8 protein-coding genes are annotated in these 15,454 nt (G+C 50.9%); 6 read left to right on the top strand and 2 right to left on the bottom strand.

All coding sequences use genetic code 11. The features are described from left to right. The first annotated feature begins 93 nt into the window (after window positions 1-93). The 4 genes from DZK30_RS07105 to DZK30_RS07090 all read left to right on the top strand — a co-directional run bounded on the left by DZK30_RS07105 (window position 94) and on the right by DZK30_RS07090 (window position 7,089). Entirely contained in the window at window positions 94-3,201 is a 3,108-nt protein-coding gene (locus tag DZK30_RS07105; RefSeq protein ID WP_118973439.1) for a tetratricopeptide repeat protein, read from the top strand. Window positions 3,202-3,229: 28 nt separating this feature from the next. Next, window positions 3,230-4,882, top strand: coding sequence for a TonB-dependent receptor (locus DZK30_RS07100; RefSeq protein WP_118973438.1), 1,653 nt, complete (start codon window positions 3,230-3,232; stop codon window positions 4,880-4,882). Window positions 4,883-4,945: 63 nt separating this feature from the next. Then, window positions 4,946-5,899 (top strand): hypothetical protein, encoded by a 954-nt coding sequence (locus tag DZK30_RS07095; RefSeq protein WP_118973437.1) that lies wholly within the window; start codon window positions 4,946-4,948, stop codon window positions 5,897-5,899. 140 nt (window positions 5,900-6,039) lie between these two features. Further along, a complete protein-coding gene (locus DZK30_RS07090) occupies window positions 6,040-7,089 on the top strand; it encodes a hypothetical protein (RefSeq protein WP_118973436.1) in 1,050 nt (349 codons plus the stop codon). 7 nt (window positions 7,090-7,096) lie between these two features. On the opposite strand, the gene DZK30_RS07085 is transcribed toward DZK30_RS07090, so the two are convergent. Together DZK30_RS07085 and DZK30_RS07080 are read right to left on the bottom strand one after the other, a co-directional pair. After that, window positions 7,097-10,996: a trifunctional MMPL family transporter/lysophospholipid acyltransferase/class I SAM-dependent methyltransferase gene (locus tag DZK30_RS07085; protein ID WP_162902920.1), complete on the bottom strand. Its 3,900-nt coding sequence runs from the start codon at window positions 10,994-10,996 to the stop codon at window positions 7,097-7,099. A gap of 14 nt (window positions 10,997-11,010) precedes the next feature. After that, complete coding sequence (locus DZK30_RS07080; RefSeq protein ID WP_118973434.1) at window positions 11,011-12,441, bottom strand: cation:proton antiporter; 1,431 nt, start codon at window positions 12,439-12,441, stop codon at window positions 11,011-11,013. A gap of 120 nt (window positions 12,442-12,561) precedes the next feature. On the opposite strand from DZK30_RS07080, the gene DZK30_RS07075 reads away from it, so the two are divergent. Both DZK30_RS07075 and DZK30_RS07070 read left to right on the top strand, forming a co-directional pair. After that, window positions 12,562-13,278: a LytR/AlgR family response regulator transcription factor gene (locus DZK30_RS07075; protein WP_162902919.1), complete on the top strand. Its 717-nt coding sequence runs from the start codon at window positions 12,562-12,564 to the stop codon at window positions 13,276-13,278. 7 nt (window positions 13,279-13,285) lie between these two features. Next, window positions 13,286-15,409 (top strand): tetratricopeptide repeat-containing sensor histidine kinase, encoded by a 2,124-nt coding sequence (locus DZK30_RS07070; RefSeq protein ID WP_118973432.1) that lies wholly within the window; start codon window positions 13,286-13,288, stop codon window positions 15,407-15,409. Window positions 15,410-15,454 lie beyond the last annotated feature (45 nt).

Here is a 15,454-nt window from a genome sequence, read left to right as displayed (position 1 = left end):
AGGGTCCATTTCTTTATCTTTGCTGCATTTCAAAAAAGATTAAAATCTAATATTCAGTAAGATACACTGTTTTACGTTAAATTCGAGCTTTGAATGAGCGCATCTTTGAAACGCCTTTTTTTATATTCCGGTATCCTTTCGGTCATCTCCTTCACCTTGTCCGCTCCCGACACTCTGGCCCAGGTACCGGTAAGTAATCGTAGCGAGTATGCCCTGCTAAAGCATGGCGTGGAACAATTCCAACAGGAGCATTATGTGCTGGCCGCGGCTTCCGTAACCGACTTTTTGAAACAACCTTTCCAACCAACCGAAAGTCTGAATAAAGAGACCCTGCTGCTGTCTATACAGCAGGCAAAATATATCTTGGCCCTGAGCAACCTGAAGGCTAATGCTTACCATGCCGTTGAAGAGATCACCGACTATATCGGCACGACCGTAAACCCGGTTTACCGGCAGCGTGCCGCCTTTGCCCTGGCGCAATATTACTTCCAGCACAACAATCTCCCGGCTGCGATCCAAAACTATGAGCTTGCCGGTATCGATAATCTGAGCAACAGCGAGATTGCCGATGCCAAGTTTGAGCTGGCTTACTGCTATTTCAATGAACGGGACTTCGATAAATCAAAGCCGTTGTTTGCCGTGATTAAGGAACTGCCGGACAACAAATACTACGATGCCGGCAACTACTACTACGGTCTGCTGGCCTACAACGACAAGAGCTACGACGAAGCCATGAAAAGCTTTGAACGTATCCATAACCAGGAAGCATACAAGGATATCGTACCTTACTATGAAGCGGAGATACTCTACTTTCAGGGTAAATATGAAGAGGTGCTTGTATTGTCCAACCGTTACCTGCGCAAAAAGGAAAAGCTATTCTACGATAAGGAAATGCGCCTGCTGACGGGGCAAACCTTGTTTGAACAAAAGAAATTCAAGGAAGCGCTGCCCTACTTCGAATACTACTACGACAATTCGGAGAAGATAAGGAAAGAAGAACTGTATGAGCTGGCTTATGCTTACTACCGGCTGGAAAAATGGCCGCAGGCGATCGAAAAATTCCAGCCCCTGAGCAACGCCCAGGATTCGCTGGGCCAAACAGCGATGTACTTGTTGGGGGATTGCTATCTGAAGACCGGAGACAAAAAGGGCGCCCGGAATGCTTTCGGAATTTGTGCCGATATGGATTTTAATGCTTCGCAAAAAGAAGCCTCAGCGTTCCTGTATGCCAAGCTTTCTTACGAGCTTGGCAGCGAGAGCATTGCCACCCGCAAGCTGTACGATTTTCTGAAGCAGTATCCCAATTCTGCCTTCACTACAGAAGCACAGAAACTCTTGACTGGTCTGCTGGCCAAAAGCAGTAACTACAGCGAGGCATTTGCCATCATGAGCGATATGGCCGTAAAAGACAATGCGACCTGGGCGGTGTACCAGCAGGTAGGATTGGGTCGCGCCCTGCAATTGATGCAGAACAGCCAATACTACACTGCCGACAGTGTGCTGAGCCTGACCTTGCAGCAACCGATCAGCCCCGTCTATGAAGCGATCGCCTATTTCTGGAAAGGTGATATCGCTTACCGGGAAAAGCGTTATCCGCAAGCAGTGCAATACAGCAAAACCTTCCTGGACAGGACGAAGGGTCAGGAAGAAAGTGTTCGGCGGATAAGTCCGCAAGCGACTATACAGAATGCTAACCTCAACATAGGCTATGCCGAGCTGGAGACGGAAAACTTCGGTAATGCCCGTGACGCTTTTTCCCAGGCGCAAAAAAGCAACGATGGCACCAACAGCCAGCTGATCTCCGATGCCGTGGTACGTGAGGCGGATGCCATGTTTATGCAGAAAGAATTTGATAAAGCTGCCCAGCTTTATGATAAGGCGATTGCAGGTAATGCCGGTAATCCCGATTATGCCCGTTACCAAAAGGCGCTTATTCTTGGACTGCAGGATAAGCAGGAGGAGAAGATCAACCTGCTCCAGGGCATCGTGAGCAAAACCCCGGCTTCCGACTACAAGAATGATGCGCAATACGAGCTGGCCGTATCTTACCTGGAACTGGACCGCTACGCAGAAGCCATTACTTTGCTGCAATCTGTAACGGGCAACGGCGCTATAAACGACAACCTGAAAGCTAAAGCCATGCTCAAGCTGGCTTATGCTTACCAGGAGGCCAATCGTAATGAGGAAGCAATTGCCGCTCTGAAAAAATATATAGCCGATTATCCGGCTGCAACTGACCGGAATGTCGCACTGGAGGCGCTCCGGAACCTGTACATCGCTACCGGTCAGCCAGAGGCTTATGCCGCTTTCCTGAAAGAGAATAATATGCCGGCACAGGATAATGCCGGCGTAGAAAATACTTTTTATGCCGTTGCAGAAACCGAATATGGTAACGGCAACTGGAGCAAGGCCACCCTGGCCTTTAGCAAATATCTGGGTCAGTTTCCCAAAGGAGGTATGGCTACAAAAGCGCATTATTACCGCGGTGAGTCCTACTACCAGATGAAGGACCAGACCAATGCCCTTGCCGATTTTGAGGCTGTGGTCAGCAGTGGCTGGAGCGATTTTGCCGACGAGGCTGCTGCCCGCGCTGCAGATATTACCTTCCGCAACAAGGACTATGCCGCCGCACAAAAATATTATACAGTCCTGCGTAATGCTGCGATGGACAATACCAACTTGCAAAAGGCTTACGCCGGGCTGCTGCGGTCATCGTTTGAGCAGCAAAGCTATGCGGCAGCCGATGCCTATGCCGATACGCTGATTGCTCTTCCTGAGGTGAACAGCGGCTTGCTGAATGAGGCCCAGCTGTACAAGGCAAAAGCTTTGCAGCGTAACGGGAAGCTGGACGATGCCAAAGCGCTGTACCAGGTAATCGATAAGAAAAACATAGGCGAGGCCAGCGCGGAAGCCCGCTATCGCCTTGCTGAAATATTGTTGGCCCAGAAGCAGCTTAAAGAGGCGGAAGCCCAGGCCAGCTATGCCGCGCAGGCTGCAGGCGGCTCCGATTACTGGGTCGTTCGGTCCTATATGCTGATCGCCGATATCCTTATCGAGCAAAAGGACTACTTCAATGCCAAGGCAACGTTGCAAAGTATTATCAAAAACAACAAGGATAAGGATATAAGGGATGAGGCCAACCAGAAGCTTGAGAAACTAAAGACCCTGGAAAAGGCAAAATCCAAACTGACAGAAGAATAATGCTTGAATCGCTTAACCCCATTTATTAATGAACCTGATCTGCAGATATATTCCTTTACTTGCCGCCGGAGCTTTGGCGCTGGCTGCTATGCCGGCCAGGGCCCAGCAGCGAAGAAACGATACCACAATAGCCGGGCAGACCATCGAGATTACACAATCTTATAAGCCGGAGATCGCCAAGCCGGTAAAGCCGGTGATCACGCCTACGCTGCCCAATATCGATACCTCACGTCCCCGCTTCCAGTACGAGGTGCCGCAGCAAACACTTAGCTATACTTATCATTCGGTACCGATACGGCCGCTGGCCCTGGGCCGGCAGGACCGCCTGATGCCTTTCCAGAATTATCTGAAGGCCGGCTTTGGCAACCTGAGCTCTATCTATGTGGATGCAGGAGTAGGCAGCCTGCGTTCGGAAGAATATGAAACCAGCTTTCACTTTTCCCACCTGTCGCAGAAAGGTCCGCTTACCAATCAGCAATCGTCCCGTACGGGCTTCGATGCCGCCGGGAAATACTATACAGGAGGACATGCGCTGAGTGCCGAATTGAACGTGCTGCGCCGTGGCTATACCTATTATGGCTATGACCACGATAGTTTTGAATACGCTAAGAACGGTATCAAACAGGTTTTTACCGGAGGCAATGTCCGTATAGGGGCCGAAAATACAACGGCCAATCGCTGGAATATATGGTACAAGCCCACACTGGATTTCGGTATGTACAGCGACAAATTCAATGCTAAGGAACGCACCTTCGCTTTCGATGTGCCGGCCAGTGTTGCTATCGATTCCACGCTGAGCTTTTCGCTCGGCGTAAGGGGGAATTTTACGCAGTTCAAGAATGATTCTTCAAACATCGGGAATAACCTGATCCAGGTAAATCCCGCATTGGACGTTCATTTCAGTAATACCAATATCCATATCGGCGTAAGCCCCACCTGGGGTAAGGACAATACCTGCTATCTGTTGCCCGATCTGCGTCTGAAGGCCAATCTGTTCAATAGCGGCCTGGCGCTGGTAGCGGGCTGGAAGGGCGACCTTGTGCAGAATACCTACCAACAGCTGAGTGCCAAGAATCCATTCCTATACAATATCTACGATGTAAAGCAATCGAAAACCGACCAGGTATACGGCGGCTTCGAAAGCGCGCTGGCGCAGCATGTGTCTTTCGGTGGTACAGTGAGCTGGCGGCAATGGAAAGACCAGGCCTTGTTTGTTAACGACTATGCATTGAGCGAGGACGGCAAGCAGTTTGCAGTGGTGTACGACAGTAAAGTGCAGGCCATCAGCCTGGACGCCTTTATCCGTTATCAGGTAGGGAATATATTCGGCCTCAGCGCCAGCGGCACCTGGTACAATTTTTACAAGACTACGACCTTCGACAAAGCATTTCATGAACCTATGCTGCGACTGGGAGGCAATATGTACATCCATCCCATGCAGCAGCTGCACATCAATATCAATGCCGACTTCTGGGATGGCATCTATGCGCTCGAGCGGAATGGCGATAGTCATAAGCTACCTGGCTTTTTCGACCTGAGCGCGGGAGCCGAATACAATATAATTCCCCGTTTATCTATATTTTTACAATTGAATAATATATTGGGCACAAAGTACGAGCGTTGGAACCAATACCAGGCTTACGGATTCAACATTATAGGCGGTCTGCGGTTTAAATTCTAGGTCTGTTGCCGGGAACCGAATTTTTTGCAAAAAAACTTTACAGCATACAACATTGTAATTGAAATGGATATAGCCAACTATGTAGGATTGTTTCTCCTGAAAAATGAATATTGTTTCATGCCGGGGATCGGGAGCCTTCAGATAGAAAAGCGGCCTTCTGTATATGATAAGGAAACACAGAAGATGACTGCGCCTGTCTACGAAGTGAAATACCGCCAGGCCGGAGGTTCAATCGATGATTCCTTTGCCAATTTCATCGCCAACAACGAACGCATCAGTATTGCTCATGCTGCCAACCACCTGAAGGATTTTTGTGCCCGCGCGCGCATGGATCTGCGGGAGGGACGCGAGGTGATCATACCTGGTATCGGCAAGTTTACCGGCGGCGCCAACGAAAGTATCCATTTCGTCACTGATCCCCAGCTGCAGATTGAAGGCAAGGCCATTCCTTTCTTCCGGAACAGCCCTGCAGTAACCCAGAAAAAGGAAGAAGCCATCAGTAATATCATCGAGCGCACCACGATACGGGAGCCCAAGGCAGATGAAGAGATCGAGTACAAAGCCCCCTCGGTAAACTGGGGCAAGATCATAGCTTTGATCGTGATCCTGCTGGCAGTGGTAGGCGGTATTGCTTACCTGATCATATACCTGAATAAAAATAAGGAGACACCAGTCTCCCAGCAGGAAGCCTCGGCCACGAATGATACTGCGACAGCTGCGGTTACCACAACACCGCCGGTGAGCGACACAGCAACACCAACAACACCAACAACAGCCCCTGTAGCATCTGCCGATGGCAGCTATAAGGTCGTATTGCAGCAATATCCCACCAGGGATAAAGCCGAAAGCAGGGTTGCCAAGCTGAAATCGTATGGCAACAGTGTCGAGCTGTATGCGCCGGATTCGGCCAGCTTTTATGTGGTTATGCCGGTGAATGGTATTGCAGATACCACTAAGCTGATCGATTCGCTGAGAAGGCAATTCAACCCCGGCGGCAAAGTGTTTATTGTGCACTAGCGGCATCCTATTGGCATTACAGTTGAACGCAGACTACAAGGTCTGCTTTCTTCGTTTGAACAGCAACCTTCTTTTTTAGCCGGGACAGGTAATAATCGCGTGGCTGGTGACATTATCAATATCAATCATCTCTCTATCCCATGAAAAACAAATGTCTTGCCTTAGCCCTCCTGTCAGTACTCTTTGTACAATGCAATGAACGAAACCCGGATAGCCGGCCGGCGGAAAAGAAGAAGCCCCCTGTCGATGAACATAGCCTGCCACCGGTAACGGAACTGACCGGGGCAGACCGCACCGTTTTTGTGACCACGATGGAAGAGCCGTTCACACCGGGTCTTAATGTCGTTTATACCCCGGCTTTCCTTTATACCTGGGACGCGCTAAGGGAAACCCAGCACGGGCATCTTTCGGTACCGGCCGGGGAGCCCATACTTCAACTGATCCATACTTCCAGCTCCTGGAAAAATACGCTTGACGAGGGCGAGTATGACAAGGACGTTGCCGTGTCGGGCGAGATGATCAGTATTCAAACGGCCTTTAAACGTACCGTCGCTTTTGAAATGCCCTTTGATACAATTGCAGATCTTACCTTTCTCGGGCAGCATGTAAAAGGCTTCGGCATGCGTGATTATTCCGGTCAATTGTCGGAGCAGGTACTGATCCTGTATTATAAGGATGATGAGCACTTTATTGTAGAACTTCGTACCCGCAGCAGCAACGACCGTCTGATACTCGCCCGCGGCTTTGAGCAGGAAACGCCGCTCTCCGGTATGTATGCCGCAATTGGCAAGGCAATAGCACAGGGCGCCGAGGAAATGCAGATAACGGAAGAGGCCTGGAAATACACGCTCAACAAGGGCGACCGCCTCTCCGTTCCCCGGCTTTGTTTCAATATACATGCTGCCTATACAACGCTTGTTGGCCGTATCCTACAAGGAGAGCAGCGCCCCTTGCGCATCCAGAAAGCAGGTCAGCGCACGGCGCTGCTTCTCGATGAATACGGCGCTAAAGTGGAAAGTGAGGCGGTGCTGGCAGCAGGGTCGGCTGCTCCCGGACCTGTAGTGCAACAACCAGCGCCTAAGTTGCTACTCTTCGATAAGCCCTTTGTAATGCTTATGGAGAAGCCGTCAGCTGCATTCCCTTATTTTATGATGAAAGTGGAAAACACCCGTCTGATGACCGCACGCTAAGCGGGGCTTACTTACGGAGTACGAAAATGAGGTTGCTTGTCTTCTTTGTCAGGTCCAATATCTCAACGCTCATAGACCTTTCTGCAGCCCAGCGCTCGATGAAGGTCCGGCTCAGAAAGTGCAGTCCGTTCTGTGTTTTATTGAAGCCCAGGATCTTTGTCGACCACATCTCTGTACGCTTGGTGCCTTCGTGCCGTGCCTCCAGCTCTTCGACGCCGTCGCGCAGGATGAGTACGCCGCCCGGATCCAGGGCGGCATAGCATTTGTCCAAAACTGCCCGTTGCTGCTCCGGTAACAGGTAATGCAGCACATCGCTGATGATGATGCCCTGACAGGGTTGCAGCGCGTATCGGGTAATGTCGGCCTGCTCGAAACGGATCAGGGGCTCGGCGCCTGGCGGGGCGGGTATGGATGTTTGTAGCTTTCTGTGCTTGCGGTGATGAAGCTTACGGGCTTTCTCCCGCAGATAATGATGCTGCGCAGCCACGATCTTGTCCTCATCATAATCCACGCCAATAAACTGCCTGTCTTCCGACGCCCAGTGCAACATATAGGTCATGAAACCGTAGCCGCAACCCAGGTCGTAGAAGAGGCCTGTAAGGGGCAGCAGGCTATGGAAGGGCTCGTAGTTATGTTCCAGCTTCGTTTTAATGCGGCAATACCATTCCAGCACAGGGCCTTTGTATATATTGCCCTTGATGATCTGCTCCCGGAAATATTTGGGCGTTTCGTTGGCTGCTTTTTCTGCAGCGAACAGCTTGCGGAAATGACGGCTGATCATTTTGGCACGCTGGCTGTATCCTTCTCCGAAAGCCGTATCGCCAGGGGCGATATGCGGATGCAGCTTCAGGGTGGTTGTGCCATCCTTAAGCAGGAAATCACCTTTCTGCATGGTATAATGCACGCCGTGCAATACCAGGGGTACCACATCCAGCTGCAGTTGCTCGGCAATATAGAAGGCGCCTTTGTGGAAGCGGTGTATCGTGTCGTCATAGGAGCGGGTGCCTTCCGGAAATACTATGATCCCGTAACCCCGCTGTACAAGGTCGCGCAAGGGTTCTATGCTATCCTCTGCGCCATCGGCCACCGGGTAGTATTCCGCCATGCGCACGATCTTGCCGAACACCGGGGAACGCCATACCCAGCGGTTGGTCAGCAGTACCATTTTGGGGTGCAGCATGGTTGTGAGCAGGATGTCGAGGAAGGAGGAATGGTTGGCGATATAAATGGCGGGCTTGCTGAAGGTCTCTCCGTTACGGAATACCTTCTTGGCTACATTGGTCATGATGTACATCACGCTGCCCGTATACTTGCTGAGGAAATAGTGGAAGATATATTTGCTCCGCGCTTTACCAAAAGGCCTCAGGCTGATGAGGACGATACCGGCCAGGGTAACCAGCAGGCAGCCGGTAAAAAAGTACAGGAAAGAGAATGTTGATTTGCACAAGCTCCATAAGGTAAAGGGCATAAAGCCCTTGTCGGCCCTGCGTTGTATCATGAAGTTGAACAGGAAGGGTTGCAGCACCTGCGATACGAAAACCACGCTAAGCAAGCCCAGCATGGCGATCACGGCGATGGAATGCAGGGCCGGATGCCTGGCAAAAATAAGCGTGCCGAGACCAATGAGGGTGGTAAGTACAGACAGGTACACGGCCGAGCGGGCATGGCTGATCTTGCTTTCGCCGGTCCGGTATTTTTCCATCAGGCTATCCATCATAAAGATGCTGTAATCGTCGCCCAGCCCGAAGATCAACGTCGAGATGATGATATTGACAATGTTGAATTGCAGGCCCAGCAGGCTCATGATGCCCAGTATCCATACCCAGGTGAGGGCCATAGGTAGGAAGGAGATCAGCGCCAGCTCTATACGGCCATAAGCGATAAGCAAGGCCAGGAATACCAGCAGCCCCGAATAAAGCAGCAGCTTGTTGAAATCCTGCTGCAGCAGGGCCAGCAACCGTTCCGATACCGCCTGCTTATCGGTCGCGGCAATAGTGTGGTTATTGGAAAACGCCTGCAGCACATCTTTCCGGGCGCCGGGTGTCACCTTAAGGGCCGCTATGGCGTAATGCAGGCCGTCTTTTTCATTGATGCTGTTGGGGAATAATTGCAGCAAGAAGTTGCGGGCAGCCGTGTCAAACAAGGTGTACTCCTGCTGCAGCATCTGCCGGAATCCGTCGAAGGCCCCGGGGCTGAAGCCTTCTGCAGCGGCTGCTTCCTGTACCGCCGTCCAGGTCCTGTTCTTCCGCTCCCCACTCCAAAAGGCATGCCATCGTTGCAGCCGGCGGCGCTGTTCCTGTTCTGAGGGGAGGAGCAGGGTGGGGTTCAGACTATTGCGTATGTGGCCATCTGCCTGCAGCTTTGCGGTGGTTGCAGCGATCGTTTCCAGTTTTTGCGCAGCGCCCTCGGCACTCCTATCCTTTGCCACCACAAATACCGAGCTCAGCGCATAAGTGTTGTTCCTGTTGAGCTCGTCCTGGGCCGTTTTCAGCCGGGGCGACATGTAGTTAAGGTGCATGAGGTCGCCGTCGAATTGTACCTTCCGGGCAAAATACCAGAGTACGGGCGTAGCACATAGTACCAATGCCAGCAGCCATTTATTGCCTTCCGGCCGTAGCTTCGCCAGCTTGTCGATCCAATTGGGCTTGGATGGCGTATGGCTGATGCGATCTGCCTGCCCTTTCAACAAATGCGGCAGGAAGATCAGCGTGAACAAAGAAGCACCTGTGAGGCTGGCGGCTGCAAACAGGCCAAGATCCTGCAGCAGGGGCGCATTGGCAAACCGGAGCGCGAGGAAGGCGCCCACAGTGGTAATAGCGCCCAGCGTGAGCGGGAATACCAGCGTACGCACATTTTCACGCATATCGGGATGGCTGCGGGCATGGCTCATGAAGTGCACCGAAAAATCGATCGCAATACCGAGGATAATGGCCCCGGCACCCAGGGCAATTATCGAAACGCTACCTTGTACCAGTGCCGTTATGGCCAGGCCGAATACTGCGCCGAATACAACCGGCACCATGAGCAGGAAGGGCGCCCGTTTACGCCGGAATACATAGAAGGTCAGCGCCAGCAGCAATACAATAGTGATGCTGAGCGTGAGTATCGTGTCGGTCCGCATTTGTACGGCATTGCCCGCCGCTACGGCCGGCCCGCCGAAATAGCTGATGTGCAGGCCGGGTCGTTCTTTTTGCCATTGTGCCAGGAGCCGGTCGGTTTTTTCGAAGAAGACCGCATTTCTTCCTGTTGCGGAGGCCGGGTAGCTCAGGTCCAGCAGAAAGGTCAACCGCTTGCCGTCCCGGCTGAAGATATAGCCGTTGTATAGCTCATAGCCGGGATCAAACTGCAGCGATTGCAGCTTACGGAAGGCAATGGGAATGATCCCTGCGGGATCCTGGGCGATCCATTGTTTGGCGACCATGCCCGCCGGAGAAAGCAGTAATTTATGCTCCTTGGCCAGGGTAGCTTTGAGCTGTGCGGGTTGTATAAGAGAATCGATGGTACGATAGTCTTGTGCTTCCAGCAGCAAGGGCAGGTATTGGAGGGCCAGTGTGGAGAATTGCTGTTCTTTTTCTTCGTCGATCTGCGCCTGTATTGCTTTGATATATCCCTTTCCTGTTTGCGCCAGATCCCGCTCCAGCGCCGTGCTGGCCCTGATCAGGCTGTCGGGATCGCTGATTGTGCTGTCGCCAAAGGATAAGCTAAAGATGATCTGCTCCCCGGTCCTGGTCTTGTTCAGCACTTCGTTCATAGCCTCGATCGAAGGATCGTGCGGGATCATCTTATTGATATCGTCGACAAAGCGGATGCGGGTAGCGCCAAGGATACAAAGGACAAACAGAGAGATGAAACAAAGCCAGTATAGTGTTTTGTGCTTTGCCAGGTAATCGTATAGGGATGTGAACAATGCCCGCATAATCGTCAGACAGCTGACCCTATCGGGTGACCAGCTGTTTCGTTTTTGTAAATTTTATGGATCAGGTCCAGCAGGGGGCCGGTCATCACGGTAGTAACCAGGGCCATAATCACCAATATGGTAAAGACCTGTGGTGTGATTACCCCCAGGTCGTAGCCGATATTAAGCACAACCAGCTCGGTAAGGCCGCGTGTATTCATTAAAGCACCCAGTTTGAGGCTTTCGCTCCAGCTCTGACCGGTAAACCGGGCCGCAAGGGCGCTGACGCCAAACTTGGCCACAACGGCAATCACGATCACCAGCAGGCATAGCAACCATAAACCGGTACTGTTGAGCAGGCCTATCTCAGTGCGCAGGCCGGTGGAGACGAAGAATAAAGGAAGCAGCAGGAACAAAGCGACGCTCTCTATTTTTTCAATAATAAAGTTGCGGATACGCATATCGGCAGGCATCACAATGCCTGCCATAAATGCGCCAAACAAGGCATGGATGCCTATGGCGTCGGTAAGATAAGCAGAGGCAATGAGCACGATGAGGTATATGGCCAGCACCCCGGCGGGTATCTTAGCCGCTTCCTGTTGCTTCATCGGCTTGCTTAGTAATGGTTTTACCACTTTCAGCATCAGCAATACATACGCAACCGACAGCAGTATGGTATAGGTAGCGCTCCAGATGCTGCCGGCTTTTACCACTGCGATCACCAGGGCCAGGATGCACCACGCTGTTACGTCGTCGGCAGCAGCGCAGGTAATGGCAAGCGTACCCAGGTTGGTCTTGGCCAGCTTCCGTTCCTGAATGATCCTGGCCAGCACCGGAAAGGCGGTAATGCTCATAGAAATGCCGACGAAGAGTGCGTAAGACAAGAACTGCACACCCTGTGGCGCATGCTTGCTATACGTGAAGTAAGCCAGGCCTACTCCCAGAGTAAAGGGAGCGACGATGCTGGCATGGCTGATCACCACGGCCGTATTGGTCTTGCCCTTAAGCAAGCCCAGGTCCAGCTCCAGGCCTACAATGAACATGAACAATACGAGACCCACCTGGCTGAGCAGGTTGAGCGTGCCCAGCGACTGGGGCGGGAACAGGAAATGAGATACGCCGGGCAGGTAATGACCCAGAAAGGAAGTGCCCAGCAATATTCCGGCGATCATTTCACCAATAACAGCAGGTTGCTTGAGCCTTCGGCAGATATAACCCATAAGGCGGCCGGCGACAAGTATCGTAGTGATTTGCAGCAGCAGGATCGTTAGCGGGGCCTGTACATTGGCCTTGAGCACTGCGGTAAATGGCTGGCCGGTTGGTCGTTTGCTCTCGATAAGGGAGGGGATGTTTTTGCCCGACTGAAGCAGGCTGCCCTGGTCAATGGTCATCCAGATCAGCACGATCGCGGCGGCAACGGTAATGACGTAGAAGAGTAGGTTTTTGTAACGTTTCATAGGTCCTGATGGTCGGGTGCAAAAACGTTGCAAGATATTGCGTTTGGCTGGTTTGTTCCTTATTTTTTTATAGTAAAAATTTGAATACTTTTGAAAGACCCTATAAAATACCCGGATACCATGAGTTTTCCCCACATACGCTATCTTATTGTAGATGATAACGAGGTAGATCGTATCATGATTGAAATGCTTGCGGCAAACTATCCCTCACTCAGCCTTGCCGGAAGCTATGAACACGCGCTGGAAGCCCTGGAAGGAATTAAGTCGCTGAAACCACAATTGGTTTTCCTGGATGTGGAGATGCCCGGCGCTACAGGTATTGAGTTGCTGAGAACGGTACGGGATATTGTACCCATGGCGGTATTGATTACTTCCTATCCCGATTTTGCGATCGAGGGCTTTGAGCTATCCGCCCTGGATTACATTCTTAAGCCGCCTACAGAAGCGCGGTTTGCCCACACCGTGCAAAAGATCACTGAATATTGGGAGTTAAAGCAAAAATCTGCGGCTTACGATGTTATTGTGAGCGAGGAGACCATCACGATTAAGCAGGGACACGACCAGGTGCGGTTGCCCGTAGGTGATATTGTTTACCTGGAGGCCATGCAGGATTATACCAAGCTGGTATTGGACGGAAAACAGTATATGACCTTGGTCAACCTCTCCCGGTTCCTGGAGCAGTTGCCGTTGAAGCGCTTTCTGCGTGTGCATCGGAGTTATGCGGTAGCCATTGATAAAATTCAAAAGGTCAGCGGGCATGAAGTTGCCATTTATAATGATATCCTGCTTCCGGTAAGTAAAACGTATCGTAAAGCGTTGCGTGCTTTAATTCTTTAAATAGCTTATGCTACGGAAATCCCTGATTGTATCGTTGTTGTTGTTCTCTTTTGCTTTGCGGGGGCAAAAGGGAAATCCTGTTCCCGATCTTTCCGGGTACAAGACTATCCAGGCAAAGCTGGAAGCCTTACTGACAGCGTGTGGTGGTTTAAGAGAGGGTCCTGCGGCCGATATGATAACAGTAGCGCGCCTGGGACTGCATTTATCTCCTTCTGGTGATTTTTATCATTTGACCCGTTTTTCATTTTACATCGGTTCTGGTTATTGGGGCATTACTGCAGGTAACGACAGCGCGATACACTATATGGAACTATCTCTTTATTATGCCAGGGAAGGGCGTGATGCTCAGAAGATAAGATCGGCTTTAAACCAGTTGCTGCTGCTTTATTCCAATACACCCGGATATGCAGATAAAAGGGACAAAACGGCGCTGCAGGTACAATACATTTTAGACACCACGCACTCCGATGTCATCAAGTCTGATCTTTATACACACCTGGCTACCTACTATAATGAATTGGGTATGTATGAAAAGGCAGTGCAGTATAAATTGTCTGATCTGGATATATCGACCCGGCTGATGAAGCAGGGTAAGTTTTCAGGTGATGATACCGCCAATTACGGCGTGGCCTTTATTGCTGTAGGGGAAGCTTATCTGGCAATGGAGCAGCCCGCAAAGGCATTGGAATATATAAGACAGGCGCGTCCCTACTTTTATGATTACAAAAGTGGTGTGGTCCATTATTATAGCACCATAATAGCGGCTTCACTGGGTTTAGATGATATGGCCGCCTCAAAGCTATATTATGATAGCCTGACGCAAATGGGTACTGAACAAAATCCTGTTGCTGATCAATGGTATCAGCGTGTAGCGGTCGATCTTTCTTTTACAGATTATTATCTGCAACATAAAGACACGGGGAATGCCTGGATATATGTAAGCAGGGCCCGTAAGCTTGTTGCCGGCCTGAAGGATGAGGTATATACCGCAGAAGTGAATTTCATGATGGGCCGGGTATTGGTCTTTCGGGGGGAATATGCCAAAGCGTTGCCTTTGCTCCGGGCCGCAGAGCCTTTTTGCCGTGATCAAAGTAAAGAAACCTATGCCTATTTATTACAGACCATGGCCCAGTGTTATGGCGCGCTGGGGCAGTGGCAGCAAGCTTATGAATACTATCGCAAATACGATCCCATACATGATTCTATTACCACCCAGGCCGCGAAGCAAAGTATTGCCAACGCCGAAGCAAGATACCAGAACAAAGACAAGCAGCAGCAAATAGAAGGTCAGAAGATACAACTTGCCTACGCCGGCAGGCAAAGGCTCTGGCTCATCGCAGGGCTTTCCTTGTCAGGATTAGTGGCTTTGCTGCTCATGATCATTTATCGTAACAAAAAGCGGACTGCCGATGTGCTGGATGATAAAAACAGGAAGCTGGGACAAATGAATAATGAACTTGAAGAAGCTAACCGTACCAAAGCCCGGTTGTTTGGCATTATCAGTCACGATCTGCGGTCGCCTATCAACCAGGTATACCAGTTCCTGAAATTGCAGCAGCTTGATCCGGACCGGCTGACTGAGGCGCAAAAGACCCGTTTAAGCGATAAGATACAAATGGCTACCGGCTCGCTTCTGGAAACCATGGAGGACCTCCTGCTTTGGTCCAAAACGCAAATGAATGCCTTTGTTCCCGATAAACAGCCCACTACGCTAAAACCTTTGCTGGATCAATGCTTCGCTTTGCTACGCCTGAATATGGAGGCCAGGCACATAAGCGTGATTGGCGATATACCGGATAATACAACGGTACAAACCGATCCTTATTTTCTACAAACAATTCTCAGGAACCTACTTCAGAATGCAGTTAAGGCTGCACCTGCTCATGGCAGTGTGCAGATAGGTTATGAGCAAAAAGCCGGTTGCGGACTACTTTTCATAACTAATAAAGGGGATAGCTTTACCCAGCTGGATTATGAAAGGGTGCTGACGGCTAAGGAAGACTATACCTCCTTGTCCGGTCTTGGGCTAAAGCTGGTACACGAACTGGCCGGGAAAGCAGGCATCGGCTTATGGTTTGCTGCAGATGGCACAACAGGAACGAAAGTTGTGCTAAGCATCCCCCTGCATTAATGGTGTTTCTTTGCCGGCCATCTTTCGTGCCGTGAATATTTATTT

The organism is Taibaiella koreensis, assembly GCF_003545715.1.
Taxonomy (GTDB): Bacteria; Bacteroidota; Bacteroidia; order Chitinophagales; family Chitinophagaceae; genus Taibaiella; species Taibaiella koreensis.
Note: the sequence above shows the minus strand (reverse complement) of the source record. Positions and strands in the feature narration are given on the sequence as shown.